Origin of the sequence: Acinetobacter terrestris (genome assembly GCF_004331155.1) — a bacterium.
GTDB lineage: Bacteria > Pseudomonadota > Gammaproteobacteria > Pseudomonadales > Moraxellaceae > Acinetobacter > Acinetobacter terrestris.
This window is the reverse complement of record NZ_SJNZ01000015.1, coordinates 44,280-59,805: the sequence shown is the minus strand read 5'-3', so window position 1 is coordinate 59,805 and position 15,526 is coordinate 44,280. Positions and strand designations below refer to the sequence as shown.

Annotated in this window: 13 protein-coding genes; 9 read left to right on the top strand and 4 right to left on the bottom strand. The window is 39.6% G+C overall.

Going from position 1 to position 15,526, the window contains the following annotated elements; all coding sequences use genetic code 11:
- Nucleotides 1-147: 147 nt before the first annotated feature.
- Together E0H81_RS09965 and yccS are read right to left on the bottom strand one after the other, a co-directional pair.
- Nucleotides 148-708: a YcxB family protein gene (locus tag E0H81_RS09965; protein WP_131268596.1), complete on the bottom strand. Its 561-nt coding sequence runs from the start codon at nt 706-708 to the stop codon at nt 148-150.
- A gap of 84 nt (nt 709-792) precedes the next feature.
- Nucleotides 793-2,967: a YccS family putative transporter gene (gene yccS / locus E0H81_RS09960; protein WP_131318581.1), complete on the bottom strand. Its 2,175-nt coding sequence runs from the start codon at nt 2,965-2,967 to the stop codon at nt 793-795.
- Between the two features lie 136 nt (nt 2,968-3,103).
- Here yccS and E0H81_RS09955 point away from each other — a divergent pair, with 136 nt between their 5' ends.
- Nucleotides 3,104-4,321 (top strand): multidrug effflux MFS transporter, encoded by a 1,218-nt coding sequence (locus tag E0H81_RS09955; protein WP_131318579.1) that lies wholly within the window; start codon nt 3,104-3,106, stop codon nt 4,319-4,321.
- Between the two features lie 87 nt (nt 4,322-4,408).
- Here the strand turns inward: E0H81_RS09955 and E0H81_RS09950 are convergent, their stop codons facing one another.
- On the bottom strand, nt 4,409-5,116 hold the full coding sequence (locus E0H81_RS09950) for a nitroreductase (protein ID WP_131318577.1): 708 nt from the start codon (nt 5,114-5,116) through the stop codon (nt 4,409-4,411).
- A gap of 388 nt (nt 5,117-5,504) precedes the next feature.
- On the opposite strand from E0H81_RS09950, the gene E0H81_RS09945 reads away from it, so the two are divergent.
- On the top strand, nt 5,505-6,866 hold the full coding sequence (locus E0H81_RS09945; protein ID WP_131271598.1) for a DcaP family trimeric outer membrane transporter: 1,362 nt from the start codon (nt 5,505-5,507) through the stop codon (nt 6,864-6,866).
- Between the two features lie 587 nt (nt 6,867-7,453).
- Nucleotides 7,454-8,695 (top strand): sodium/glutamate symporter, encoded by a 1,242-nt coding sequence (gene gltS / locus E0H81_RS09940; protein ID WP_131318575.1) that lies wholly within the window; start codon nt 7,454-7,456, stop codon nt 8,693-8,695.
- A gap of 56 nt (nt 8,696-8,751) precedes the next feature.
- Here gltS and chrA read toward each other — a convergent pair whose 3' ends face one another.
- Nucleotides 8,752-9,960: a chromate efflux transporter gene (chrA, locus tag E0H81_RS09935; RefSeq protein WP_131318573.1), complete on the bottom strand. Its 1,209-nt coding sequence runs from the start codon at nt 9,958-9,960 to the stop codon at nt 8,752-8,754.
- 139 nt (nt 9,961-10,099) lie between these two features.
- Here chrA and E0H81_RS09930 point away from each other — a divergent pair, with 139 nt between their 5' ends.
- The 6 genes from E0H81_RS09930 (at nt 10,100) to E0H81_RS09905 (ending at nt 15,411) form a co-directional block, all read left to right on the top strand.
- Entirely contained in the window at nt 10,100-11,089 is a 990-nt protein-coding gene (locus tag E0H81_RS09930) for a patatin-like phospholipase family protein (protein ID WP_131318571.1), read from the top strand.
- 356 nt (nt 11,090-11,445) lie between these two features.
- The gene (locus E0H81_RS09925; RefSeq protein WP_171458591.1) at nt 11,446-11,643 is read left to right on the top strand and encodes a hypothetical protein; all 198 of its coding nucleotides are present in this window, start codon (nt 11,446-11,448) and stop codon (nt 11,641-11,643) included.
- Nucleotides 11,644-12,064: 421 nt separating this feature from the next.
- Nucleotides 12,065-12,586, top strand: a complete 522-nt coding sequence (locus E0H81_RS09920) for an acyl-CoA thioesterase (protein WP_131268580.1) — start codon at nt 12,065-12,067, stop codon at nt 12,584-12,586.
- Nucleotides 12,587-12,718: 132 nt separating this feature from the next.
- Nucleotides 12,719-13,288 carry a TetR/AcrR family transcriptional regulator gene (locus E0H81_RS09915; protein WP_131318569.1) on the top strand — a complete coding sequence of 190 codons (570 nt, stop codon included), beginning with the start codon at nt 12,719-12,721 and terminating at the stop codon, nt 13,286-13,288.
- 26 nt (nt 13,289-13,314) lie between these two features.
- A complete protein-coding gene (locus tag E0H81_RS09910; RefSeq protein WP_131318567.1) occupies nt 13,315-14,505 on the top strand; it encodes an MFS transporter in 1,191 nt (396 codons plus the stop codon).
- Between the two features lie 12 nt (nt 14,506-14,517).
- Nucleotides 14,518-15,411, top strand: coding sequence for a LysR substrate-binding domain-containing protein (locus E0H81_RS09905; RefSeq protein ID WP_131318565.1), 894 nt, complete (start codon nt 14,518-14,520; stop codon nt 15,409-15,411).
- The last annotated feature ends 115 nt before the right edge of the window (nt 15,412-15,526 follow it).

Here is a 15,526-nt window from a genome sequence, read left to right as displayed (position 1 = left end):
GCGCGAATTATAACTGAACTTCTGGCAGATAATAAGGATTTTGCAGGTAATATTTATTCTCATTCTCATTTGTGTTTGTTTTTATAATAAAAAACCCCCAATGCTTTGGAGGTTTTTTATTCAAATCTTTTTCATTACAGCAGGGCTTTAGACTTTTTTCGCTTCGCCCACTGTTTCAGTTAAATGCTTACGAATGGTGTTGAATGGAAAATTCTTTGAATCCATACGTTTTGGCAGAATATACGCACCTTGCTGACCTTTCACTTTGAAATTAATCAACATGAAGTCAGGTGTGTTATACCATTCATAAATATCTTTCCAGCCAATTGCACCGACACCTTCTTGCGCACCCATTTTTTGACGCATGATCAGGCCGTGTGGCTGAACGCCTAAACGAATACCCTTAATTTCCTGTACAGGGAATTCATTCATTTTACGTTTCACGTACCATTCCAGACCGAATTTACGGATGAGGAAGTACGCCACGACGCAGACCAATGCCACCCAGCAAAAAATAGTCGAATAGTTCTTTAACAGGATAATACCAACAATAGACAGGACAGCCACGGCAGCCATAATCGCCCATGTTTTAGTGCCAATTTTGTTGGTGCTACGCCAAATAGCAAGTTGAGCTTGACGTTGTTCAGCCTCTGAAATTTCATAGTTCACAGGCTGTAGGGTATAAGCGTATAAATTTTTCGCGGTCATAATGAATTAACAAATTTAGAACTGTAAAAAGTTTAGCATTATTTATACCAATTCAGTGAGTATATTGTTCCAAAATCATTCGAATTATAATGAGGCCAATTCGGTGGCTTTCTCATCATGGTCATGGCTCAAACTTTGCTTTAAGCGGCTGAGTTGATTCAGAATACTTAACATCAAAGAGAGTTGCTGCAAAACAATCAGCGGTTTCTGGTCATCTTCATTATTTTGGCTTAAGCGTTGACGAATCGTGTTCAGCATATTTTGTGCGGTCAGATCGGGAACTTCATCTTTCAATAAAGAACCTTGAATATCTTCTAAAGCCAAATCCAAAAGCTTTAACACTTCTTGATCCTGTATTTTTTCACGATGTGCACCAAGCGCAGCAATATAGCTGAGCAGGGTGTGATTCAAACATAAGAATTCAAAGGCCAGGGCTTTTTGGGTCGGATCGAAATCCGGCTCTGTGGCTAAAGTTGAAATGAGTGATGCAACTTCGGCATCATTATTATGTGCGGCACGACGCACCACACGATATTTCAAACCGTGATTACGACCTTGTTTATAGTGTTCAATAACTTCTGCTAGGTATTCACATTGAGCAGTAAGAGAGCGATTGATGGTGCGTGACAGGCGACGGAATTTCCAGTCTGGGAAAATAAAACTGACCCCAAACCATGCCAAGGCACAGCCAATGACCGTATCAATCATGCGGGGTAATGCTGCTTCAAAGCCCATGCCATCCAGATTAAAGTTGATTAGTGCAAGAATGGTAATAAAGGCGGTGGCTTGTGCATATTGTTTACTGCGCAATTCAAAGAACAGTACGCCACTTAATACCAATAATAATAATTGTCCTTCAATCGACGGAATAAAGTACAAAATGGCATAACCCAGAATAATACCGACCAAAGTGCCGACAATACGCAGACGTAAACGGCGTTTGGTGGCATTAAAGTTGGGCTGGCTGACAAAAAGAGCGGTCAGTAAAATCCAGTAACCGTATTCAATATTGGTCACTTGAACAAAAATATAGCCAATCAGCAAGACAATCGAGACCCGGATCGCATGCCTAAACAGTACAGATTCCGGGGTTAAATGCTGTTTGATACGAATTACCATATCATCCCAGCCTTTTAAGTCATCATCTTTTAGCTGGTGTTCAATATGTTTGGCTTTATCAAATTTGATATGACGTTCTGTTTCGACGTTGCGTAGTTGCGCATCAATTGACTTTAAATTTTGATACAGCGAGAACAGGGCATTGATCCAGACTTGGTCATATTGCTGTTCAGCGCGTAACTTTTCTAAAGAGAGTTTTAAATTGGCAAAAGCAGGCTTAAAGCGCTTGTTATGCTGATAGGTTTCACGGTGCAAAATACTGTAACTTAAATCTTTACAGGCTTTGGCCTGAATAAATAAAATGCGCTGGAAGCGAAATAAAATATCACTATGTTCAAAAATTTTAACCAGTTTTTGATAGTCAATATGCGCTGAATCGGCGCGTTCATGAATATCTTGCGCAACAAAATAATATTGTAGGCTGCGACGGGTATCTTTTTGCCCACGGTCACCCTTTAAACGGGTCAACAGTGCCGTTTTCATTTCATTGAAAATGCCGACCAGCTTACCATTTTCCAAAGACAGTTCAATCATGCTTTGCTGATAACTGCTTGGGGTCATGTCGACATCAAACAGGTTGGATTTTGCAAACAGAAAATCGCCCAAGGATGAATAACACTGCGACAATTTGTCTTGAACCTGGCGAACTGGAAATAACAAGAAACTGATGGTTGAAATCAGGCCATACCATGCGGCACCTGCAACCAGCAGCAGGGGTTGGCTATACCAGTTGTCAAACAGTTCAACTCCCAGCATCGAGTAAACTGAAATCACCAGACAGCCATAGGAAATGGTGGCATAACGACGTCCCAAGGAGCCGAGCAGAATCCAGCCAATACAGGAAACAATCAAGCCCAAGGCAAATAAAATCGGATAAGGAAACAAGAAATAAACAGAGCAGGCTGTAATAAAGAAACCGATATAGGTATAAATCAGGTTCATGATACGGACCGAGAATCGGTCATCAATATCACTTAAACCTGCGGCCACAACGCCGAGTGTTAAAGGTATAGTCGCAATTTGATAACCCATAAAATAGGGCACAAAAGCCGTACCTGCAAATGCAATAATCATGCGCAGGTTATACATAAAGGTGGTGTTATACGTCGCTTGTTTAAGCCGCGTCAGCCAAGATTTCAAAGTTGGTTCCTACCGCAAGGTGATCTGTGCATTGTGGTGTTGAATTATGTGATTTTTCACTCTCAATTCTGGGAAATAATACTATGTACAGTGTAAGCTTGTCTTCAAAGCAGTCATTTAAAAATTAAATATCGATATGTCTGAACAACAGTCTACTCAACAATATTCTACGGCATGGATCATGCTGCTGGCCTTACTGACTTCATTGGGTCCACTTTCCATCGATATGTACTTGCCGGCATTGCCACAAATGGCCAGTGACTTTGGGGTAAGTACACAAATGGTGGCCAATACTTTACCTGCATACTTTTTAGGTTTGGCATTGGGACAACTGATTTATGGTCCGTTGAGCGATCGGATTGGCCGTAAGAAGCCACTCTATTTTGGTTTGCTGCTCTATATCGTGGCAAGTATGCTCTGTGTTTTTGCTACCAGTGAATGGAGCTTGATTGCAGCACGTATTTTACAGGCGGTTGGCGGCTGTGTTGGCGTCGTTATTGCCCGAGCTGCCATTCGTGACCGTCTAGATATGCAAGCTTCCGCACAGGCCTTTGCCAGTATGATGATTGTGATGGGAATTGCACCGATTATTGCGCCAAGCCTGGGTGCAATGGTGTTGAGGTTCTTTACTTGGCATGCGGTGTTTGTTTTTTTAACCCTGATGGGCGTGATTTGCTTGTTATGCGTACACTTTTTCTTTAAAGAAAGCCTGGCGCCTGAACGCCGTTTAAAATTGAATATAAATCAGGTAGGCAGTTTGTATGCTGTAATTTTTACCGATCGTAGTTTTAGATGGCCAATGCTGGCCGGCTGTTTTTCTGGTGGCGTGCTGTTCTGCTATATCAGTTCATCGGCTTCGGTATTGATGGACGATTATGGCTTGAATCAGCAGCAATTCGCTTATGCCTTCGGTATCAATGCCTTTGGTATTATGTTGTTCTCTACGCTAAATAAAAAACTGGCGCATCAATTTTCAGTACTTGGCCGTTTAAAGATAGGCGGCACAATTCAGCTAATCGGCGCAGCTATTTTATTTATTGCCGGTTTAATGGGCCAGATCCCACTTTGGATGGTGCTTTCAGGCATGTTTCTGGCGGTGGCAGGAATTGGCTTTACTGGACCCAATGCCATGGCTTTGGCAATGTCGGAACAAGGTTCGCGCGCAGGAACCGCCAGTGCCATTATGGGCAGCATGCAGTTTGCCTGTGGTTTATTGGGTGGCGTGATCCTGAATTTTCTGATTTGGAATGCACTTTTGAACATGGCTCTGGTGATGCTCGCGTTTGTAGCTGTGACTCTGCTTGCGATCAAGCAATTAAATCCGCCTGCACCTCATGAGCGACAGCACAGTTAATCTTGAAAAACTAAAGTAAAAATAGAAAGAAAAAGAGACCTGTATTCAGGTCTCTTTGTTGTTTTTAGATTGAATAAATCTATTCATTCATTCATCCAGGAACACGGTAAATTCTTCAACGGCTAGACGCGGAGTGATAAAAGTATTGATGATATCGTTGGGATCGGCATAACCTAATGCAATGGCACACACCAGTTCTTCATCTTCAGGAGCATTCAGTACATCCAGTACAATGCGGTGAAAATGATTCCAGGCGGCTTGAGGGCAGGTATCCAGACCACGGGCTTTAGCGGCGACCATGACATTTTGAATCATCATGGCAATATCCATTTTAGCGCCAATCCCCATGGCCTTATTCACGGTAAAATAGAGAGCAACAGGCGCATCGAATAACTGGAAATTACGCAGTTGCTGACGCGCCATTTTTTCTTTGTCACCTTTTTGAATATTTAATAAACCATATAAACCCCAGCCATTTTCACGGCGACGCTCGATAAAAGGTGAAATCCAGGTTTCTGGATAATAGGCAAAAGTTTCTTGATATTGGCTGGCCAGTTCTGGCTTATTCGCCAGTTCGATTTGTGCTCTACATACCCGTTCAACCATTTCATCACGTTTTTTTCCCGTCACCACATACACTTTCCAGGGTTGTGTATTGGTTCCGGAGGGTGCCCGACTTGCCACAGTTAAAATGTCTTTAATGATCTGCGGCTCAACTGCCTTATTTAAAAAAGCACGTACGGAATGGCGTGAAGTAATCGCATCATCAACATGATGAACCTGTTGCAAATTCATAAAAATTCCTTTTGAAATGAGTTTTTTAGCGCTTATTACTATATACATTAGTCTAATATTTATGCATAAGACTTTGTGTGAATTTTCGCTAAGCTAAAGAATGTATTCATTATTTTCAAAAAAAAATTAAAAATAAGATGGTTTTTTAATCATTGTTCAAGAAAACCGATTTTAATCAAGCGAAGAACTTGATAGATTGTTGGCTACATATGGTTTACATATGTTGTACTTTCATAATACGTTAAGCTTTTTTCACTGTACTGATAAGCAGAAAATGCAATGATTTTTGAAGCTTTTTAAAATTTTGAATCATGACTTTTTCATTGATTTGTTGAGTTTTTAAGGGTCAGTTATGCACGGATGCGAAATATTTAAATTGGAGATAAGAATGAGTCGCTTACTCAACGGTAAATTTATGGCTAAAAGTTTAGCATTGGCAGTTACAGCTGTAATGGTAAGCACAGCGCACGCAGGTAAAACTGAGCAACAACAAATTCAAGAACTACGTCAAGAAGTTGAAACATTAAAATCTTTAATTCAACAGCAACATCAAGTTCAACAACAGCAGCAAACTCAAATTGAACAAGTTAAAGCGCAGCCTGTACAACTTGCAGCAGCACCAGCAGCTAAACCTGAATCAGCATTCACAGGCCTTAAAACTAAAGCAGGTTCAAGTGTAAACCTATATGGTTTCGTTCGTGGTGATGCGAACTACATTATTGAAGGTGCAGATAACGACTTTAACTCAGTTCATACTAGCGATGGTAAAACACAAGATAAATTACGTGCAACGGGTAAAACGACCCGTTTAGGCTTGGATTTTAATACACCAGTAGGTGATGCTAAAGTCGGCGGTAAAGTTGAGGTTGACTTTGCTGGCACCAATGAAGCCTTGCGTATTCGTCATGCTTATTTAACCTATAACGACTGGTTGTTCGGTCAAACCACATCTAACTTCCTGTCGAATCATGCACCAGAAATGATTGATTTTGGTACCAACATCGGTGGTGGTACAGCGCGTATTCCACAAGTACGTTATGGTCTAAAACTCTCTCCTGCAACGCAATTGTTCTTCTCTGCTGAAGAGGGTAATAGTTCTGCAACAGCTTTTAAACGCACTGTTACGGAAATTCGAGATACTACAGGTGCTGTCACTGGTACAAAGACAACTGATGAAGATGTAAGTTCTGGTGTTAAATATAACTTGCCTGTATTAACAGCTAAATTAACGCAAAGTTTTGCTGATGGAAAAGGCGCCGTTTCAGGTCGTGCGTTACTTGAGCACTATAAATCTGAAACGAGTGATGATGATAAAATGGGTTGGGGTTTGGCAGCTGGGGTAAATTATCAAGTATCTGAGCCATTAAAAGTTTCAGCTGATGTTTCACATGTTGTGGGTAACAGCAATTACTTATATGGTAGCAACTCTGCTTTCTATTTAAACCCAGTTAATGGCGATATAGAGCAGAATGAATTTAATGCGGTTCAAGTCGGTGCGACATATAAATTCTCGCCTAAATTACGTTCAACTTTAGCGTATGGCGCACAGTTTGCCGATGATGGTACTGATTATGCAAAACTTTATCGTGCAGCTAATGAAGAAGTTCAACAAGCTTGGATTAACTTTATCTATTCACCCGCTGCACCGATTGACCTAGGTGTTGAATATGTTAACGGTAAGCGTGAAACATTTGCAGGTGATTCATATAAAGATAACCGTGTCGGCTTAATGGCAAAATATAATTTCTAATTAAAAAACTAGAAATTTGAAAAAAAGAGGCGATTTATTCGTCTCTTTTTTATTTCTAGTTTGACAATATGAATTATTATTTATGAAAGCTATTTATTTAAAAAATTAAACTGTGAAAAACCTGATTTTTAGTCATAGGCAAAATTGTAAATAAATAGAGACATTAATCACCAAATCTGGATAATATACGCTTTTTTGAACATTGCCTGGCGTGATAGCATTATCATTGCTAAAAATGAATTGTTTTATTTCTGCATATCCTGCAGAAATCAGCATGATATGGACTAGAAGCTTTAATTGAGACGATCTCTCATGAGTAAGCGGGTTAGTAGGGATTTAAGGAAATGTTCTTTTATTGAATTCCAAGAATATAATAACTTGCATCGTCTTTTTTGATATTTTTCATCTATATGAAAGAATGATCTCCTTGTCCGTAGTTTCATCAAAAATGAATTTTCTTTATTCCTTTTTGTTGTACAGCTTTTATTTCATTTGATTTTTATCAAATGGTTCTTGAGCTTTTTTGTTTCAAGAAAATAAAAAGGCTATAGAACAAAAAGAATCCAACCATTTTATGGACAATGATGATGGAATTTACTTTTAATGCCTTTTATACGCTCATTGCAGCGGTAATCGTTCTTTTATTAGGACGGTTTCTTGTCAATAAAATTGATTTTTTAAGGCGCTACAATATTCCCGAACCCGTGGCGGGCGGCTTGGTCGCTGCGATTGTTTCACTATTTGTGCACAATATTTGGGGTCTCAGTATCTCCACAAGTACTGAATTACAGACCAGCTTTATGCTGATTTTCTTTGCCTCTATTGGTTTAAGTGCAAACTTTGCCAAGTTAAGAGAGGGTGGCATGGGGCTGGTGGTTTTCCTGGTTTGTGTGGCTTCATTTATTGTCGTGCAAGATTTTGTCGGGATTAGCTTAGCGACTTTATTGGGAATTGATCCCTTAATTGGCTTGATTGCGGGTTCAATTACCCTGACGGGTGGGCATGGTACAGCGGGTGCCTGGGGTGAAATTCTAGAAGTTGAACACGGTATTCAGGGTGCTTTAGCCTTGGGTATGGCCAGCGCAACTTTTGGTTTGATCATTGGTGGCATCATTGGCGGTCCTTTGGCCAAAATGTTGATTAACCGTCATCAACTTGCTCAGCCGCGTACTAATCAGCAAATTGCAGCCCGGGATTCAACACTTAATGCCGATACCGATTCAACTGAATTTACTCAATTTGAATATCCGCATCAGGTGCGTTTAATTACCGCTGATAATGCGATTACCACTTTGGGCATGTTCGCCGCATGTTTGGCCTTTGCTGAATTTATGACCGGCTATAGTAAAGGCAGCTGGTTTGAGCTTCCGACCTTTGTATGGACTTTGGCTGGTGGTGTAATTCTGCGAAATGTCCTGGAAGGGGTATTTAAAGTTGAAATTTTCGACCGTGCAATTGATGTGTTCGGAAATGCCTCGTTATCGCTTTATCTGGCTATGGCCTTACTTTCTTTGAAGTTATGGCAATTGTCAGATTTGGCTGGCCCATTGGTGGTCATTCTGGGTGCGCAAACCTTAACCATGGCACTTTATGCGGCATTTGTGACTTTCCGCGTTATGGGTAAAAACTATGATGCTGCGGTACTTTCTGCAGGGCACTGTGGTTTTGGTATGGGCGCAACGCCCACTGCCGTAGCCAATATGCAGGCCATTACCAATATGTATGGTCCTTCGCATAAGGCATTCTTGATTGTTCCATTATGTGGGGCATTCTTTGTCGATTTAATTAATGCGACCGTCATTCAGCTGATTCTTAAGTTTTTTGTATAAGTCTGAATATATGTCTAAAAAGCCTTAGGAAACTGGGGCTTTTTTATTCCTGAATTTTATAAAAAGCTCAGCACAAGTTGATGGCCCAAGAAGCTGCCAATTAGGCTTAACCAAATGGGTAATCTAGTTTTGAGTAGTGCAATGATCACTGCAACAAATAAAAGATCAGTCAGTTGTACAATATAAGGCTGTGCCATTTGTATGACCATAGACAGTAGAAGACCGACTACAGCTGCATTGATCCCCACAACAGCATGACGTATATAGGCTCGGTTCATCAGCCATGACCAGTAAGGCAAGCTTCCAAAAACTAGTAGAAAGGAAGGAATGAATATAGCCAAAGTTGCAATGGCTGCATTAAGTACAGGAAATGCGGTTAAAGGCATTAACGCCCCAATATAGCTGGCAAAACTAAATAAAGGCCCTGGCATCAGTTGGGCAAAGGCATAACCTAAATCGAATTTTTCTGCTGAAATTAAACCTGTAGCAACAAAATCCTGATGTAAAAAAGGCAGCATAATATGCCCCCCGCCAAACACCAGCGAAGCGGTGCGATAAAAGCTTTCAAAAATTTGAGTAAACACACCGCTATGAAGCCAGTTCAGAACTGGAAAGATAAAAAAAGGCAGAATAAAAACTATGAACCAAAGATAAGCTTTTGATCTTTTTGTAGAAGAAATAGCATCTGTTAAAGAAGAATTTTCCGCTTTATTTTCTTTTGTAAGTGCATTTTTTTGTGCGAAGAATATGCCCAGCAATGCCGCAATAAAAATCACAATAATTTGATTCATGGGCAGGGAAACAGTACAAATAAACAGGGTGGAACAGAGCATTAAAATGTATTGCCAAATTTGGGTACAAAAGCTGTGCAGCATTTGCCAGAAAGCCCATGTCACTACAGCTAAAACAATCAATTGAATACTATGAAAAAACGCTGAAGAAAGCAGTGGGAAAAATTGTTCGCCTAATAGGGCTACCATGGTCATCAGTAATGCAGAAGGTAAAGTGAAACCCAGCCAGGCAAGTAGCGCACCCCAATAGCCTTTTTTCATATAGCCAATGGCTAATCCGACTTGGCTGCTGGTCGGTCCAGGTAGAATTTGTGCCAATGCGACCAATTGGGCATATTGCTGGTCATCTAACCAATTTAATTGTTTTACAAAGGTTTGATGAAAAAAGACCAAATGTGCGGCGGGACCACCAAATGCCAGACAACCTAATTTTAAAAAATTTAGAAAAATAGTGCGATAATGAAGAGATGGCATTGGCAAATTCACTCAGTTCAATCTTTTAAAGGCTAATATTTTTCGATGGCAGTTTAACGAAATACTACAGTGTGAAAAACATATAGTTCTTAAACTGTACAACTTTTAAAAGATAAGCTTATTCATCTTTGGGTAGTTCATGATAAATATCAAATTCGGGTTTATTGCTTTAGCTGTAATAAGTGTAGTGGGATGCCAAAGTATTCCTCATTCCAAGCTTACTGTAGGCTCTACTGGCTTATCTGAATCTCCAAGTGTAGATGCGCAAGTACATGCCGACCGCATTGACTTTAAAAAATTAAAAAAACAGGAAAATCGTCCGATTGTCGCTTTGGTTCTTGGGAGTGGTGGTGCGCGTGGCTATGCGCATATTGGTGTGATTCAGGTATTGGAACAACAAGGCATTCATCCTGATTTTATTGTCGGTACCAGTGCCGGTAGTATTGTGGGTTCAATTTATGCCAGCGGTAAAACCGCGAATGAATTGCGTGATATTGCTTTAAATATGAAAGCCAATGATGTCCGTGATGTAAAACTGGATATGAAAGGTTTTTTTGACGGTAAAAAAGTCGAAAACTACGTTAACCAGCAAGTGAATAATATACCTTTGGAATTGCTTAAAACCCCAATGTATGTGGTGGCGACAGAATTAAAAGAAGGCAAAAAAGTAGTCTTTAATTATGGCAACACCGGGCAAGCAGTGCGTGCCTCTGTGTCTATTCCAAGTATGTTTGTGCCCACTAAAATTGGTGAAGATGAATATGTGGATGGTGGCCTGGTCAGTCCGGTTCCTGTCAATGTCGCGCGTGATTTGGGCGCAGATATTGTGATCGCAGTCGATATTCTGGCTCAACCGGTGCATACCGAAACCAGCAATGTTTGGGGCCTGTTTAACCAGAATATTAATATCATGCAGAACCATTTAGCCAGAGAAGAACTGAAACATGCCGATGTTGTGATTCAGCCTGATTTAAGAGAAAAAGCACATATTTTTGATGTCAAAGGCCGCGAAATGACCATACGGGCGGGCGCAAAAGCAGCAAAAAATCAATTAAATGCCATTTCAACAGTATTTAATCAAAAGCACTATTCACCAGTAAACAAAATTCAGTTGAGTGCGCAGGATTAATTGAAGTTATAAAAAATTGAATGAGTAACAACGAACAATAGTAACAATGAAGAAATGAGTGAAGAACAAGACATAATTTTTTGTTTAATGAAGTTTTGTTCCTATTTTCAATAGTGTCACATAGATTTTGGTTTTGATGGATAAATAAGCGAATTAAGCTGAATTCTATTATAAAGATAAATTAATTAATTGATATTTCTGGATAAAATTAATTAAGTGGCTAAAAGTTTTATCCTATATTATTTTTGTATTAATGCTTTTTTGTTCAATGATTTAAGTTTACCAGTAGTTGAAAAATCAATAAACTTAATTGCACTAAAGTCGATATGAAAACATATTTCTGTAAGGATGGTTAAATGAATAACAACAGTATGAATAGAGAAAAAATTAGCGTCGGGCATAAAGTCAAAATGGCCACTATGGAACATCTGGTTTTTACTGTCGTTGCAGAAAATGCGGACGGTACATTTAGTATTGAAACACAGCTCGATCAGCAGAATGTGCTCAGTTACGGCAATATTTCTAAAGAGATGCTACGTGAAATCGTTTCTTAGTCATATTTAATTTAATCCTATTTAATTTCGTCCTATTTAACGTGTATGAGGCTGTTTTTATTTTTGAGCAGTTGATTCTTAAGAAAGTAAATACTCAAAAAAGAATATCTGCAAATGGATTTGCATTGAGTCTTAATTCGCATAACTACCTTATTATTTAAAAATGGAATATTTTTAAATGAATGCGAGTGTATTTTTTGTAATCATGTTTTTTGAGTAATTATTCTATAAAAACCGCAATAAATTAAAAAGATAGCAGATACAGCGTGTTAAATGGACTGATATATATTTTCTTGAATGATACTTAAATCACTATAAATAATAATGATGACTTTATTGCCGATTTGGACATTCTATTTCGTAGAAAAACGATATAATAATGACTTAATACTATTGTCTATCAAAGAGTCTAGAGAACGCGATGTCCCCATTAGATCAAATTGCTCCAGCATTAGATGACCAGTCTGAATTAACCATGTCGGTTTTAATGACTCCAGATATGGCAAACTTTTCAGGTAATGTTCACGGTGGAACAATTTTAAAATTGTTGGATCAGGTCGCATACGCATGTGCCAGCCGTTATTCGGGTAGTTACGTGGTGACTTTATCGGTGGATAAAGTCAATTTTAAAGAGCCGATTCATGTCGGTGAACTGGTAACTTTCCTTGCCAGCGTGAACCATGTCGGACGTACCTCTATGGAGATCGGGATTCGTGTAGAGGCGCAGAATATTCAAAAGCGTACGATTCGCCATACCAATAGCTGCTATTTCACCATGGTTGCTGTGGATGAAAATGGTAAGCCACAACAAATCCCCGCGTTAAATTTGGACAATGACTGGAAACGCTGCCGTTTTGAAGCGGCTGAACACCGCAAAGTGGCACGTTTGCAAGAAAGTCATCATCCATCATGCAGTATTTATAAAAAAACCTCGCAATGCTAATCAGGTATTGAATAAAAAAAGACCGCTTTGAGGCGGTCTTTTTTTTGCTATGAAAATGGGTTCTGGTCTATACAGCAGCATCAAATCGGCATAATATAAAACGATACGTATCGTTTCGTTTTTGGTGGTGCCATGACTGAAGTAGAAGTTGAGAAAACTTCACGCCGCAAGCAATGTATTTTGAAAGCGGTGACTGCTGCTTTAGAAGAAGATGATTACAGCCATTTAACTGTAGAAGATATTGCGGCGCGGGCAGGGGTCGGGAAATCGACGATTTACCGCTGGTGGAAGCATAAATCTGATTTGGTCTTTGATGCTTTCAAAGCGAAAACCGCTTCTGTATTTGAACTGGATTTTGAGCAAAGTCTGGAACTAAATCTCAATCAGCAACTTTTAAAGTTAGCACATGCGTTGAATCATCCGGTGGGCCGAGCCTTGCTGGTGGTGATGGCTGAGCATCGTGAAGCTGCAGGTGAATTTTTTAAACAGTATTTATTACCGCGCCGTGAGCAAACCCGTAAGCTGATTCAAATCGCAATTGAACGGCATGAAATTATTACTGACTATCCTTTTGAGCTGATGCTGGATGCACTTTATGGGCCGATCCATTATCAAATTATTTTCTTCAATCGTATGCCCGATGAAACCTATATTCAAAGTTTGGTACATCTACTCATGCAACCTGTTCTTGTTCAAAAGTAGCCATAGCTACCCTTAAGTTGATCATTATGACTACCCCGAACACCGAGCGCTTATGGAATCGCTCTTTCATTTTGTGTCTGTTCAATAACCTGTTTTTATTTACTTATTATTATGCGCTCCTGACTATTTTACCCATCTATATCATGAAAAATTTAGGTGGAACGGTTAAAGAAGCCGGTTTGGCACTGACATTATTTCTGATCTCTTCAATTGCAGTTCGCCCATTTTCTGGACTCATTGTCGAAAAATTAGGTAAAAAAATATCCTTTCGCGGATCCGAATTTTTATTTGTCCTGTTTGCTTTTAGTTATTTATTTGCCGACAGCATGTGGGCTTTATTGGTGATTCGTTTTATGCACGGGATCTGGTTTAGCATATTAACCACGGTCACTGTACCGATTGCCAATGATTTTATTCCGGATGATCGCAAGGGTGAGGGTATGGGTTATTTCGTCATGTCGACCAACCTTGCAGTGGTATTTGGCCCCTTGATTGCCTTAACCGTGCTGCAATTTACAGACTTTATCAGCTTGTTTGCAATATTGACTGCCGTGATTTGTTTGGGCTTTATTTTCTGTTTGATGGTTCCGATACAAGAAAATAAACTCGGTAAATTAACAGAAAAAGTAGAAGAACAACGGTTGGGGTTGCATGACATTATTGAAATGCGTGCAGTTCCGATTGGCTTTGTGGCATTACTGACGGCATTTGCCTATTCCAGCATTATGAGCTTCATTACCGCTTATAGTGAATCGAAAGATTTACTGGCCTATACCAGTTTATTTTTTATTGTCTTTGCCATTTCCATGATTGTGGTACGGCCTTGGGTAGGGAAAATTTATGACCGTAAAGGGGCCAGTGCGGTCATTTATCCTTCATTTATTTTCTTTGCTTTAGGCTTGGTGGTGGTGAGCTTTGTCTCAAACCAATGGATTCTTTGGCTATCTGCTATATTTATTGGAATCGGCTACGGCTCATTATTTCCATGCTTTCAAACTGTGGCGATTCAGTCTGTGCCCAAGCAGCGAATGGGACATGCCATCTCGACCTTCTTCACCTTATTCGATTTAGGCATGGCTATTGGTTCAGTGATTCTGGGTCTGATCATTGCCTATTATGGTTATCAAATGACTTATCTATTCTGTGCTGTGATTACTGTAGCGACGTTATGTGTCTATAAATACACAGTTTCAGCATCACTTAAACAACCAAAATAAAGAGGTACGGCCGTGGAATTACGTCATTTACGCTATTTTGTTGCAGTGGCAGAAGAGCTGAATTTTACTAAAGCTGCACTACGTATGTGCACGGTACAGCCATCTTTAAGCCAGCAGATTAAAGACCTTGAACAGGAAGTGGGGGTGCAATTACTGGTTCGGTCGAATCGAAAAGTTGAACTGACAGAAGAAGGCAAAGCATTTTTAAAAGAGGCACTGCTCAGTTTGGAACATGCTGAAAAAGCGATTCAGGATGCACGCCAGATTTCCAATTTGAACAAAGACCAGCTGAATATCGGTTTTGTGCCTGTGGCTGAAATGAAAATTTTCCCCTATATCATGCCGAATATCCGGGTACATTTCCCAGAAATTAAAATTAACTTTCACAGTATGACCGATGCTGATCAATTCAAGGCTTTAAAGAAAGGCGATATTGATATCGCATTTACCCGTTATATTGATGAGTCGAGTGAACTTGAGCATGTACAGATTTTTAGCGAGCCTCTGGCTTTAATTGTTCCAAAAGATTCCCCGATTGCCGAGCAGCGTCATGTCAGTATCAAAAGTTTTAATAACCAGGATTTTATTATCAGTGATGAAATTGCATCACCTCAGCTGTATAAAATTATTACCGACTTTTTTAAGCAAGCCAAATTGAATGTCAATGTGGTACAGCAATCGACCAATATTTTATTGAATGTCAATTTGGTTGGGATGGGCGTGGGCTGGAGTTTGGTGCCTGCTTATGTCATTCCATTGTTGGGCGATAAAATTGTGGTCAAAAATACCCTTGAACCTTTACCGATGATTGACCTGCACGTCAGTTACCGTAAAGGTCAGAAAAATGAAGTGATTGAACTGATTTTAAAAATCTTGAAAGAACAATTTTATATGGGCTTCTTTTAAAAATTATCTTTTTTACACGATGCTTTTCATTCAGTAAAAGCATCGTGGTCAATTCATGCCTCACATAACAACCATCAATACCGCATCTAAAAGATTTATACTTAAAATCTAAAAG